This is a genomic window from Desulfothermus naphthae, assembly GCF_054657475.1.
In genome coordinates this window covers 562,024-575,703 of sequence record NZ_BAAHYQ010000001.1, presented here as the reverse complement: position 1 = coordinate 575,703, position 13,680 = coordinate 562,024, and the positions used below count along the sequence as shown (strand labels likewise).

Sequence of the window (13,680 nt, the reverse complement as noted above, 5' to 3'; positions counted from 1 at the left end):
AAGGGAATTTAATATCATTTAGATTTTTCTCTCACATCCTTCAGATATAAAATTCCTATGAATATCAAACAAATAATTGAACAAAAGTAGAAATTATAACTTATTTCAATATATTCAGTTATTAATCCAAATACAATAGGAGCTAGAGATGTAGATAAATTTATAGCAGTAAACCTAAGACCCATCCCAAGTCCTGATTTTTCCCTTTGTATATTTTCTGACATAAGCAACATACTAAGTGGTTGAGATATACCGAATCCGCCTCCCCACAATGAAATTCCAATAGTTATGACAATCAAATTGTCTGTTAAGGGAATGATAGACAGACCAATAAAGAATAAAAACAAGGTTAAATACATTAATTTATTTAATTGAATAGTTTTAAAAATTCTGGCTATGAAAATTCTTACAATTGACATTGTAATTGAAAAAATGGATATAAGTATACCTATTGTGTCTGCATTATAACTATTATTTTTTAAAAAAATTGGCAGAAACGAATTTCTTAAAGATGTGATAAATACAGCTATTGAGGTAAATAGAAGTATTATAATCAGATTGGGTTCTTTTAAAAAATCAGAGATGTCTTTAATTAAAGATATATTACTTTTGTCTTTTTGTATTATATCTTTGCTTCTTTTTTTGGGAGTTTTGATAAATAGTCCTGGCAGACTTATAAGTAAAGTGATTAAAAATACTAGAGAAAAATTAAAATGAGTTACAATAAGACCTCCTAAAAAAGGACCAAATACCTGTCCAATTGAACCAAATAGCGACAATTGTGCAAAACCCTTTGCCTTTTTATAATAATCCATTGTAGAAGATATGGTAGTTTGGGCGCCAACTACAATTAACAGGAATCCCAATCCAGCTATTAGTTGGGAGGAGATTACACCAAAAAAATTTTTAAAGCCCAAAAGCAGAACAGAAGATATACAATTTAATAAAAATCCTACTTTAACTCCAATAATTGGTGAAATTCTGTCCATGATTCGCCCCAATGGGATTGCCAGAGGTATTGACAAAATGCTTTGGGCACTCACGATTATTCCAATCAAAGCAGGAGAAAAGTGAAGGTGTTCACAATACAAAGGAAGTATTGGGAAAAGCATACCACATCGAAGGAAATGCAAAAGATATAATGTGTGCATAAAGTATGTAGATAGGTTTTATTTACATAAATTTCAAGTGGTCTCTGTCAATGCTTGAGGATTAACCATTCTAATACTCAAGTTGATAAATAGAAAGTGCAAAAAGGTTTAATAATGCTAAAAAGAGTATTTAAATTGAGATGCGCGCTTTAAAATAGTCAATGTGGCCGTTTCTTTTGATAGTGATGCATTTTAAATGGTTTTTGGTTTAAATCTACATTTTCACTTGAACTTACTGAAAAAAAACATTAAATTATTTCCATTATTTTTAATATGTCATTTATTTTTTATTTGTTTGGAATTTTTATTAACTCAATAGATTAACTCAATTTATAGAGATATTTTTTCTCAAACAAATAGGGAGTGCGATGAATGAGTAGTAAAGGCAAAATTCTTGTGGTTGATGATGAGGAAAGTTTAAGGGAAATTTGTAGAGAGGCATTAGTTGAGCATGGATATGAAGTGTTAGAGGCAAAAAATGGAATAGAAGCCACACAATGTTTAGAAAATGAGAAAGATATTGATATAGTGCTCTCAGACTTAAATATGCCTGAGATGGATGGAATGGCTCTCATAGATTATATTAACAGATATAATTTAGATGTAGAACTTATTGTTATGACTGGTTTTGGAACCATAGAGACTGCCGTGGAAGTGATGAAAAAAGGGGCATTCGACTATATTCCCAAGCCTTTTTATTTAAATCATCTTCTAGTTAAGATTGACAGTGCAATGGAGCGAAGACAGGAAAAGAAACAAAGAGAGCGCTTAAATAAACTAGTTCAGATATTAAAATTAAATAAAGATTTAAATGCCAAGCTGGAGTTAAGTGCACTTTTAAATGAATTTTTATTTCATGTTGAAAGGACATTTTCTCCAGAAGGTACAGTTATTATTTTAAAGGATAATAATAAGTATAGTCCAATTAGAGTAAGAGGTACATTTAAAAAAGAACTTACATTGCTAAAAAAAATAAAAGGTTTAGCCGAGTATTTAAGTTATAAAGGTGGTAGAAGTCTTTTATTCATTCCTGGAAAAATAGAAGATATAGATTTTAAGATAAAAGAAATGTTCTCAGATATTTCTAAGCAGCTTATGATCTCTCCTTTAATCAGTAAATCAGGAGTTATTGGAGCAGTTTGTCTAATTAGAAGTTTGGGTTCTTTTGAATTTAATTTTGATGATCTCAAGCTCCTTAATGTATTTTGTTCCCAAACAGCTGCTATTTTAGAAAATGTCCAGTTATATGGACGGGTTTTGGAAATGAATAGGGAGATAATTAGGTCCCTGGCAAAGGCGGTGGAAGCAAAGGATTCATATACCAAGGGACATTCTGACCAAGTTGCTTATTATGGAGCAAAATTGGGGAGGAAATTAGGTCTTACTTCAGATGAATTGGACAAATTGTACTGGGCTGGTATAGTCCATGATGTAGGGAAAATAGGTATTCCTGATAATATTTTGAATAAGCGAGGGAAATTAGCTAATGAAGAATTTGAAATTATGAAGAAACATCCTGTTATAGGCAGGGAGATTTTATCTCAAGTTGAAACCTTAAAAGATATAATGCCTATTATATATCATCACCATGAAAGGGTGGATGGGAAAGGATATCCTGATGGGTTAAAAGGAGAAAAAATACCATTTTTGGCCAGGCTAATAAGCGTAGTAGATGCATATGATGCAATGACTTCTGATAGAGCTTACAGAAAGGCTATGCCACCTTCAAAAGCTGCTTCTATTCTAGAAGAAGGGGCTGGTAGACAGTGGGATGAGGAATTAGTGGATTATTGGCTCAGAGTTTTAAAACAGGAGAAAAAGATCTAATATATATTTTGAGGAGCTGATATGGATAGGGTAAAGGTATTAGTAGTTGATGATTCTGCTTTTATGAGAAAGGCAATTAGTGGAATGCTTGAGAAGGATCCCATGATAGAGGTTGTGGGGACTGCGAGGGATGGTGAGGATGCCCTTGAAAAAATTAAGACCCTCGATCCTGATGTGGTCACTCTTGATATTGAAATGCCTAGAATGGACGGTTTAACTGCATTAAGACATATTATGATGGAGAGTCCACGACCAGTTATAATGGTGAGTTCTTTAACCCAGGAAGGAGCAGAGGCGACCTTTAAGGCCTTAGAGTTGGGAGCAGTTGATTATATACCAAAACAGCTTTCAAAGGTTTCTTTGGAAATAGTAAAAATAGAAAAAGAGTTGCAGGATAAGGTAAAGAGTGTTGCCAAGAAAAAAGGTAAATTAAAGGTAAAGCGAAAGAAAATACCAGAAAAGAGCGTTGATACAACCAAATTTAAAGGTAAAGTTCAAACAAGGGATCTGGTTGGTATTGGGGTGTCAACAGGAGGCCCAATGGCTGTTCAGCAGGTCCTAACTAAGCTTCCGGCTGACTTTCCTGCTCCAATCTTAATTGCCCAACATATGCCTGAACCATTTACAGGTCCTTTTGCCAAAAGGCTCGATGAGATTTGTAAGCTCTCTGTTAAAGAGGCAGAGAATGGTGAGGTTGTGAAAAGTGGTGTTGCATATGTTGCAAGAGGGGGTTATCATTTGAGAATGGTTCAAAAGGTGAGCAGGATTGAGTTAGAGGTGAGTAAAGAACCTAAAGATGCCTTATATAAACCATCAGTTAATGAATTAATGCATTCAATTGCCCTTGGTGTTGGAAAGAGAGGACTTGGGGTAATTTTAACAGGCATGGGTAATGATGGTTTAAAGGGCATAGAGGCCCTTAAAAAAAGGGGTGGAAGGGCCATAGCCCAGAGCGAGAAGACTTGTGTTGTGTACGGGATGCCAAGGGCTATAGTTGAGGCTAATCTTGCAGATGAGATAGTAGACATTGATGATATGGCAGAAGCAATAATTAAAAACCTGTATCTATAAAAAAATAAGTAAGAAGCCATGAGAAAAGATTGTAAAAATTATATTGAAAGATTAAGTTCAGAGGACCCCTCTATAATAAGGGAGATGTGTTTTAGGTTAGGGGAAGATGGATGCGTTGAGGGTATCCCCTATCTGGTTGACTTGTTGAAACATAAGGATATTGGGGTCCAGGAGGCAGCAGAATTATCTATCAGAAAATTGGGGGGTGAGGAGGCAGTTGAAGCACTAATTCCCCTTCTTTGGGAAGACAGACCTGATATTAGAAATGTGGCAGTAGATATATTGCGTGATATTGCATCTCAGGGATTGGATATTCTTTTAGACCTTCTTTATGAAAAAGACCCAGACATCAGAATATTTGTGGTGGACATTTTGGGACATACCAAAAGCGTGCTGGCTGCTCGTGCTTTGTGTGAGATACTTTTAAGTGATCCTGATCCAAATGTAAGATCCCAGGCTGCTGTCAGTTTAGGAAAGCTTGGTTTTCTTGAATCAGTTTCGTGTCTTGAGAAGGCACTAGAGGACGAAGAATGGGTAAAATTTTCTGCTATAGAGGCCCTAAAAAAGATAGGAAGTGAGTCATCAGCAGAGATACTTATTGATTATTTAGGCAAAGGCTCTGATTTAATTGATGCTGTTATAATAGATGCCCTGGCAGAGATGGGAAAAGTAAGAATAGTCCCTATTTTAATAAATAAGTTAAATACAGATAACTTGCCTTTAAGAAATAAGGTAATTCAGGGATTGGTTAATCTACTTGGACATAGGACCTTAGAACTTTTAGATGATGATCAAAGGGAAAAATTTAAACACTATTTACTCGAAGCCCTATCAGACGAGGACAGAGATGTACAGCGAGCTGCACTAAAAGGTCTTTCATTTATAAAAGGGGAAGAGGCAGCAAATGCAATATTTGAATATGGATTGACCTTAGATGAGGAAAAAGATGTTGAATTATTAGAAGAGGTGGAATCTATTCTAAAAGAAATTGGTGTTTCAAAGAACTTAATTGAAGGAGCCTATTGCAAGGAAGAGAAAAGGGTGAGATTTGCAATCAGGCTTCTTTGTCAAATGGATGATGAAAGCGCTTATAAAACCTTAACTCATCTATTTTGGAAACTGGACAGGGATTATCAAAGAGAAATTGCTGTTGCACTTAGTGAAAAGGAACATCCGATCTTAAAAGACTTCTTTTTAAGGATATTAAGAGAGCATCAAGATGGTAAGGTTATAAAATGTGGACTCAAATTTTTGGGAGAAAAGTATCAAAGTAAGGAGGTGGAACAGGAGATTATTAAATTTCTAGACCATAAATTCGATGATGTAAAAGAAGTTGCTTTAGAGACTGCAATATCCATTGGATCTGAATCGATAAAACAAGAATTTATGAATATGGCTCACAATGAAGACCCTACTAAGAGATTTATGGCTATATATGCCTTTGGCTGTTTAGGGGATAGAAGATTTTTGCCTCTTATAAAAGATGCCTTTAAAGATGATGTGGATGATGTGCGAAAAATAGCGGTTGAGGCCTATGCCCAATGTGCTGAAACTGACGAGGAAATTATAAAATCTATTTCACCAATGTTAAAAGATGAGTCCAGGGATGTAAGATTAGCTGCGCTTGATGTCCTTTCTGAGATTAAATTAAAGGATAAAGTAAAAGATGTAGTCACACCTATGCTTAAGGACCCAGATGTTTGGGTGCAGATACGAGCAGTTGAAATCCTTGGCAAGATAAAAGAGGGTGTAGATCTATCTTTGTTAGAGCCTCTACTTCAAAGTGAAAATAATTTGTTGAAAATAAAGACCTTAGAGGCCCTTGATAACATAGGTGGTAAGCAGGTTACCAAAATATTTGTAGATCTTTTAAAAAGGGAACAAGATCCCGAAGTGCAAGATACGCTTGAAAGGATGCTATCTAAAAAATGAGGATATAATAAATATGGCGTTTTTGACTAAGACCACAACTCTTCGGAAAGATTATAAAATCACTGATGAGGAATTTAAACTTTTAAGGGATTTTATTTATAATCAGACGGGAATTTATATAGCAGATAACAGGAAATATCTTCTTGAGACAAGGCTTAGAAACAGGCTCAAAAAAAGGGGATTAAACTCATTTTCTGAATATTATTATTTTTTGAAATATGACCCTGAGAGAAGGAAAGAGCTGGAAAAGCTATATTCTGTTATTACCACAAATGAGCCCAGTTTTTTTAGAAATTCACCCCAATTAAAAGTTTTTCAAGAAATAATTTTGCCTGAGATTATTGAACGTCAAAGCACATCTAAAAGACTGAGGATATGGTCTGCTGGATGTTCCACAGGTGAAGAACCCTACACAATTTCTATCATTCTCCATGAGGTGTTTAAACAGCAGCTTACTAAATGGAATATTAAGATAACTGCTAATGATATTTCCAGTGATGTTATTAAGGCGGCAAAAAGGGGGATTTATGGTGAATATTCCCTTAGGACAACCCCTGAGTCTATTAAGATAAAATATTTTGAAAAGATTTCAGAAGGGAGATATAAAGTAAAAAAGGCGGTACAACAACTGGTTGAATTTAAACAGATAAATCTGGTAGATGGTCTACAAATAAAACAGATTGATAAATCCCATGTAGTTTTTTGTAGAAATGTTATTATTTATTTTGACGATGCAGCCAAGAAAAAGGTTATAAATTATATTTATGATAATTTAGAAGAAGGCGGTTATTTGTTCTTGGGGCATTCGGAATCTCTACACAATCTCTCTAGAGCTTTTATTCCAAAATATTATCCTGGTTCAATTGTTTATAAAAAGGGGGGTTCAAGTGGAAGAAATGAAAGATAGAAGAGAATTTCAGAGGTTGAATAAAGAACTTGGGGTAGAGGTGAGAAAATTTGAGTATCCTTTAAAGAGTCAACGGATTATTAAGACAAAATGTTTGAACATAAGTCCAGGTGGGCTTTTGCTGGATATACCAAGAAGATTAAATGTGGGTGATAAGGTCCAGCTGACTTTATATGTTCCAGGATTGAATAAATACCATCCGAGTTTTTTTAAAGTCTTTGAAAGCTCAGTAAATCAATCTTTAGTTGCAGTAGGTGAAGTAGTTCGAGTGGAAGTCACAGGGGGAAGTTATAAGGTAGGAATAAAATTTTTAAATATTTATGAAGATGACTGGAAGGCCCTATACAACCTTCTTATGAGGGAACTCAAAAGATAAATGGCACAATCTTTAACAAATGTTTTGGCTATTGCTACTCAAAAGGGTGGTGTTGGAAAGACTACAACAGCCCTTAATCTAGGTGCAGCTTTAGTGATTTTGGGAAAAAAGACGCTTGTAATGGATCTAGATCCTCATGCTTCGGCCACAATTCATCTGGCCTATTATCCTGAGAACTTAAGTGTAAGTATATTGGAATTGTTTTTAAGAGAGAAAGTTGATCTGGAGTTTTTGAATTCTGTAATAAAAAAGGATAAAAGGCATCTTTTTGATTTTATACCAGGGTCTATAAAGCTTTCCATGGTGGAGTCCGAATTAAAAGAAAAACCAGGTAAAGGACTTATTTTGAAAAATGCAATAGCCAGATTAAAAGATAAATACGAATATATTATTTTAGATTGTCCGCCAAACTTTGGTATTATCCTTATTAATGCATTGGTTGCATCAACATTAACGGTTATACCTATACAAGCAGAATTTTTGGCATTACATGGTTTAAAACTCACTTTTGATACCATTAGGATGTTAAATAAAGTATTACCTAATTTTATACAATATAAGGTCCTTGCTACAATGTTTGATCAAAGGGTTGGTGCTTGTAGACGGGTGGTAGAAGTACTTAGACAAAATTTAAAAGATAAATTTTTTAAGACCATAATCTCTATTGATACAAAGTTTAGAGAGGCTAGTGCTAAAGGTGAACTTATCTATAATCTTTATCCAAAGAGTAGAGGGGCAAAACAATATTTACAACTTGCAAAGGAAATAGAAAATATGAGGAAATAATATAATGGATAGAAAGACTCCAGAACAATATCTAAAAGAACATGTGATATTACCAGAAGAGGCGGATAAAAAGGGAAGTTATAGTTCATATGAACTGGAATTTATAAAAAAATATCTTGGTGAAAAGGTCCCTTCTGTAATTGATGTAGAAGGTCAGAAAATAACTCATCCATCAGAACAAATAGAACAAGATATTAAATCCCTTGAAGTAGTTCAACTTGTTGGTTTTGGGATAGGAGACAGAGAAATAGCCTTTCCAATAAATCATGTTCAGGAAGTCATAAAAATGGTGAGTTATACCAATTTACCATCTTCTCCACCTTATGTGGTTGGAGTAATTAATTTGAGAAATAATATTGTGCCTTTGCTTGACGTGTATCCACTGATTTGCGATGAATTTAAAAATATTGATGAGTATAAATTTATAGTTATTTGTAATTTTAGGAATTTTAGAATGGGCGTTTTAGTTGAGAGAATAACTACAATGCACAAAGTAGCTCAAAAAGATCTTGAATGGAATATTGAGTCACAATTGGGTGTCAGTGGTATTGTTATGGGATTAATTAAAAAAGACAATAAGTTAATAGGTATTATAGATATAAATAAATTGGTTGAAATAGTAATGGGATAATAAAGTATGTTTTATTTTCCATAGAAGGCTTGTAAAAAAATCAAAGTTTTTAAATTGATCATATTTAGGTTTGTAGATTTAAAATCAGTGAATAAGGGATATATTATTATGGCAGAAAAAAAAGCAATTTTGATTGTTGATGATTCTAAGACAGTAAGAAATCTTGTTTCATTTGTAATAAAAAAGGCCGGATTTAAGGTTATCACCGCGGAGGATGGTCTTGAGGGCCTTGAAAAACTCTATTCTCATCCTGAAATTGTGCTGGTTGTTAGTGACATCAATATGCCTCGGATGGATGGGCTTACCTTTATAAAAAATATAAGGGAACAAGAAGCCTTTAGAAATCTTCCTATTATAATTTTAAGCACTGAGGGCGAAGACAAAGATATCCAAGCAGGTCTGGAAGTAGGGGCAGATATTTACATGGTAAAACCAGCACAGCCAAATAAGCTCTTAAAAAATATAAATATGCTACTTGGAAAAAAGAAATAAAATTGTAGGGGATATGAGTTATGACTGATCAAGAAGTCTTGATGGACTTTATAACTGAGTCAAGGGAACACCTGGAAACAATAGAACCAAATTTACTAGAACTGGAGAAAAATCCAGATGATCTCAGTTTGATAGATGAGATCTTCAGGCCAATGCATTCCCTAAAAGGGGCATCGGGGTTTCTCAATTTACAAAAGATGAATAAATTAGCCCATAAGGCAGAAAATATTTTAGATGAAATGAGAAAGGGGAACTTAAAAAACACCCCTGAAATTATGGATGTGATTCTGGTGGCTACTGATGCATTAAGGCAGATGCTGGATAATTTAGAGGAGACCGGTGAGGAAGGGGATGTTGAAATTGAATCAATTATTGAGACAATTGAAAATCTCTTAAAGAGTGAAACACCTACCTCGTCACCTGCAGAATCAGAGGTCTCTGAAAAAGGAGCTAAAGGAGAAGACAAAGGATATCTGCTTACAATTAATAGTCCTGAACACCTGAGTGATTTTCTGGAAGAAGTTGAAGACAACATAGAAAATTTAAATAAACTTATGGTGGATATTGAAAGGGTGCCTGAGAGAAGTGAAGAAATTATTCAAGATATTTTTCGATATTTCCATAATTTAAAAGGTAATAGTGGGCTTATAGGGTATAAGGAATTTTATGATTTAACCCACAAGGCAGAGAGTTTACTTAATTATTTCAGACAAAATAAGGCAAAAATTCCTACCGATATTTTAGATCTACTATTAAAAACACTGGATTTGTTAGAGGAAATGGTGGAAGCAATAGACCAGGAAACAGGATTGGTAACACCTCCAGATTTAAAAGGACTTCCCCAGGAACTGGAAAATGCCATTTTCCGGTTAACCGGTTCTGGTGTAGAGGAAAAAGCTGAAACAGAGACTACATCAAAAGAAGAGGAAGCGTCTAAAGAAGATATTCAGGTAGATGATGAGGATCTTGTTATTTTTATTGAAACAGTAAGACAACAATTTGATAACATAAAATTGGCCTTAACTACGTTAGAAAAAGAACCTGAAAATAGGGATTATATTGATGGACTATATCGGGCCCTAAATTCTCTTAAAAATGCTTGTGAATATATGGATTTAGAAGAATGTGCTAAATACGCATCTCAGACAGCTGTTTTAGTTGACCAGGGAAGGAATATGGAAGGGGGCTTTGATACGCTTTTGTCTATCCTATCTCAAGAGACTGAGATCTTAGAAGAGATGATAAATAAAGAGATTGAGAAGCTGAAAGGATCACAAGCACAAAAGGTGGTAGCTCAAAAAGAAGAAAAAAAGGAAAAAACAGAAGAGGTTAAGGAGAGCAAAGAAGTAGAGGAAATAAAGGAGGAGGTTCAAAAGAGTAAGGTTGCAAAAAAGGGACAAACAACAGCAAAAAAGGACCAAAATACACAAAAAATAAAGACTTCTTCCACCATCAGGGTGGATCATGAAAAATTGGACCACCTTATGAATTTAATTGGAGAACTTATTATAAATAGAAACAGATTTGTAATGCTCACACGGCAACTGGAAGAAAATAGAGATATTTCTGAAATGATACAGGATTTTTATGAGACCACAGATGCCCTTGGCAGGATTTCTGACGATCTGCAGGATACCATTATGCAGGTTAGGATGATTCCAATCCGCACAGTATTTTCCAGATTTCCCAGACTGGTGAGAGACTTAAGCAGAAAAAGTGGAAAAAAGATTGATTTAATAATCGAGGGAGAAGATACAGAGCTGGATAAGAGCCTGGTTGAGTTAATCGGTGACCCAATATTACATCTTATTAGAAATGCAGTAGATCATGGACAGGAGACACCAGAAGAGAGAATAGCTGCAGGAAAGTCTGAAGTTGGTAAGGTCTGGCTCAGGGCATTTCATGAAGGAAATTCTGTTATGATAGAGGTAGAAGATGATGGTAGAGGGATTGATCCAGAAAAGGTAAAGAAAAAGGCAATAGAAAAGGGATTAATAACACCAGAAGAGGCTGAAAAAATGGATGATCGCGAGGCAATAGAATTGATCTTTGCCCCTGGTTTTTCCACCGCAGAAAAGGTAACTGATGTATCAGGCAGAGGCGTTGGCATGGATGTTGTCAGAAACAACATAAAAAGTTTGAATGGCAATGTGTTTGTCCATAGCGAAGTTGGGAAGGGAACTAAATTTACATTGTCTTTGCCCCTTACCCTTGCCATTATTGAGGCCCTTTTGGTTGAGGTGGGAAATAACACATATGCAATTCCTTTGGATGCAGTTTCAGAGACCACAAAGATAGATTCCTCTAAAATTTATGAAGTAAACAGGAGAAAAACAACTACTCTGAGGGGAGAAGTAGTTGGGCTAGTGGAACTAGGTGATGTGCTTGGAATAACAAATGGAAGTGGTGAAGAAAGAGATACTCTACCTCTGGTTATAATTTCTGTAAATGAAAGAAAGCTAGGCTTAATTGTGGACAGGCTCCTTCATCGACAGGAAATAGTCATTAAGTCAATGGGCGAATACCTTGGGGATATTCATGGATTTGCTGGAGCAACTATCCTTGGAGATGGTAGGGTTATTTTGATCTTAGATCCCAATGAGATCATGAGTATTGCCATAGCAAGTGCAAGGTAATCATTAATCAAATAATATCATTAAACAATTGGCCCCTCTTTTTTAACTGATTTTTTTAATTTTATAGGAAAAGGGATAGACTTTGAAAAAGTGGGGAGATTCGTTTTTGTCCTTCTCCAAAAAGTTTTCTACTGGATTGTAGGTGGGAGAATAAGGAGCAGATAGAATAAATGAATATTTTTATGCCCTGCTAGGTATTGTTTTACTTTTTTGACTTGTGGGTACTGACATTATCCAATCGAGAATTGGAGTGTGACCAGTACAACGCTTGATTTTTTTTTATTTTTGACCTATAATAAATTAGATTTTTGTTACACTGACCCTTGGGGAGGGAAAAGAATGGTTGATCCTGACAGTCGATGGGTTTTCCAAACTAAACAAAAAATATTAACAGGACATATCACCAGGCCTTCACGGATGTGATATAAAATAGTGGATGGTATCATCTCCAGGGCCTGGGGATAGGTCCTGGGTTGCCTGGAGGTGGACCATGACCAAAAATCCTCTTTTAGTGCCAGAAATCAAGGAATTTCTCTCAAAAAATGATACTGAAACATTAAAAGAATTTTGTAATAGTACCCACCCTGGTTTAGTTGCTGAATTTATTTCCCCTCTATCTCCTGAAGAGATCTGGAATATATTAAAAATTTTAGATCCTGATCTTAAAGCTGAAATATTCAGTCACCTTGATTTAGATCTTCAAATTAAATTGACACAAAAGCTTTCACGGCATGAACTTGCCCAATTAATATCTGAGATGTCTCCTGACGATAGGGTTGATCTGTTAAAAAAACTCCCAGAAGATCTAAGAGAAAATCTTTTACCTGCAATTGCACAGGCAGAAAGGGAAGATATAAGAAAACTCTCATCTTACCCTGAAGGCACTGCAGGGTCAGTAATGACCTCTGATTATGCCACTTTGCCACCAGATATTACAGCAAAGGAGGCTATTGAGAGACTCAGAAGAGAAGCACCAGATAAAGAGACTATTTATTATTGTTATGTAGTTGATAAGGAAAGACGCCTCCTTGGCTTTGTTTCGTTAAAGGACCTAATACTTGCAAAACCAGAGACCTTGGTTAGGGATATTATGAATAAAGATCTAATCTATGCCCACGTGTTAGATGACCAGGAAGAGGTTGCAAGAAAGATTCAAAAATATGACCTCATAGCAATTCCTGTTGTAAATGGAAATAATACCCTTGTGGGGATTATTACCTACGACGATGCAATGGATATAATTACACAGGAACACACTGAGGACATGGAAAAATTAATGGCTATTACTGGTGAACATGAGGCAGCAGCTTATATGAAAACACCAGTTATTGAACACTTTAAAAACAGATGTGGCTGGCTTATTTTTTTGGCACTTCTAGGTTTTGTATCTGGCTTTGTGGTTGAAAGATTTGAGCACGTGATTATGCAATTTACCATTCTGGCCACATTTATGCCAATGTTAGCTGATACTGGTGGAAATACAGGAAGCCAATCTGCCACTTTAGTTATCAGGGCCCTTGCATTGGGAGAAATAACCCCAAAAGATTTTTTAAAGGTTTTGTTTAAGGAATTTAAAGTATCCCTACTACTCGGCGTAATACTTGCTATTGTAGCTCTTGCCAGAGTCTATTTTTATGCCCTCACCAGTCCAACCCATCATATTCCCCTGTCAAAAATAGGATTAGCTGTAAGTGTTGCCCTGGCATTGCAGGTGATTACATCTACCCTTATAGGAGCTGTTCTTCCATTGTTGGCCGCAAAGTTCAAAAAAGACCCTGCTGTAATAGCAAGTCCTGCCCTAACCACTGTTGTGGATATAACAGGTCTTTTTATATTCTTTACAACATCTAAAACAATCCTGGGGATATAGC

Annotated in this window: 11 protein-coding genes; 10 read left to right on the top strand and 1 reads right to left on the bottom strand. The window is 35.3% G+C overall.

The annotated features are described in order from the left end of the window. Positions 1-14: 14 nt before the first annotated feature. Positions 15-1,151 (bottom strand): MFS transporter, encoded by a 1,137-nt coding sequence (locus tag ACYQ1E_RS02710; protein WP_459875143.1) that lies wholly within the window; start codon positions 1,149-1,151, stop codon positions 15-17. Between the two features lie 372 nt (positions 1,152-1,523). Between ACYQ1E_RS02710 and ACYQ1E_RS02705 the strand changes: the two genes are divergently transcribed. From ACYQ1E_RS02705 to mgtE, 10 genes are all read left to right on the top strand, one after another. After that, the gene (locus tag ACYQ1E_RS02705; RefSeq protein ID WP_459875142.1) at positions 1,524-2,978 is read left to right on the top strand and encodes an HD domain-containing phosphohydrolase; all 1,455 of its coding nucleotides are present in this window, start codon (positions 1,524-1,526) and stop codon (positions 2,976-2,978) included. A gap of 21 nt (positions 2,979-2,999) precedes the next feature. After that, complete coding sequence (locus ACYQ1E_RS02700) at positions 3,000-4,049, top strand: protein-glutamate methylesterase/protein-glutamine glutaminase (protein ID WP_459875141.1); 1,050 nt, start codon at positions 3,000-3,002, stop codon at positions 4,047-4,049. A gap of 18 nt (positions 4,050-4,067) precedes the next feature. Continuing rightward, positions 4,068-5,981, top strand: coding sequence for a HEAT repeat domain-containing protein (locus ACYQ1E_RS02695; RefSeq protein WP_459875140.1), 1,914 nt, complete (start codon positions 4,068-4,070; stop codon positions 5,979-5,981). 13 nt (positions 5,982-5,994) lie between these two features. Then, positions 5,995-6,888 (top strand): CheR family methyltransferase, encoded by an 894-nt coding sequence (locus ACYQ1E_RS02690; protein ID WP_459875139.1) that lies wholly within the window; start codon positions 5,995-5,997, stop codon positions 6,886-6,888. Continuing rightward, positions 6,878-7,264, top strand: coding sequence for a PilZ domain-containing protein (locus ACYQ1E_RS02685; protein WP_459878446.1), 387 nt, complete (start codon positions 6,878-6,880; stop codon positions 7,262-7,264). Before ACYQ1E_RS02690 ends, ACYQ1E_RS02685 begins: the two co-directional genes overlap by 11 nt. Beyond that, positions 7,265-8,050 (top strand): ParA family protein, encoded by a 786-nt coding sequence (locus tag ACYQ1E_RS02680; protein WP_459875138.1) that lies wholly within the window; start codon positions 7,265-7,267, stop codon positions 8,048-8,050. A gap of 4 nt (positions 8,051-8,054) precedes the next feature. Continuing rightward, positions 8,055-8,681 (top strand): chemotaxis protein CheW, encoded by a 627-nt coding sequence (locus ACYQ1E_RS02675; RefSeq protein ID WP_459875136.1) that lies wholly within the window; start codon positions 8,055-8,057, stop codon positions 8,679-8,681. 108 nt (positions 8,682-8,789) lie between these two features. Next, positions 8,790-9,173 (top strand): response regulator, encoded by a 384-nt coding sequence (locus ACYQ1E_RS02670; RefSeq protein ID WP_459875134.1) that lies wholly within the window; start codon positions 8,790-8,792, stop codon positions 9,171-9,173. 20 nt (positions 9,174-9,193) lie between these two features. Further along, positions 9,194-11,809 (top strand): Hpt domain-containing protein, encoded by a 2,616-nt coding sequence (locus ACYQ1E_RS02665; protein WP_459875133.1) that lies wholly within the window; start codon positions 9,194-9,196, stop codon positions 11,807-11,809. A 490-nt stretch (positions 11,810-12,299) separates the two neighbouring features. Continuing rightward, complete coding sequence (gene mgtE, locus ACYQ1E_RS02660; RefSeq protein WP_459875132.1) at positions 12,300-13,679, top strand: magnesium transporter; 1,380 nt, start codon at positions 12,300-12,302, stop codon at positions 13,677-13,679. The last annotated feature ends 1 nt before the right edge of the window (position 13,680 follow it).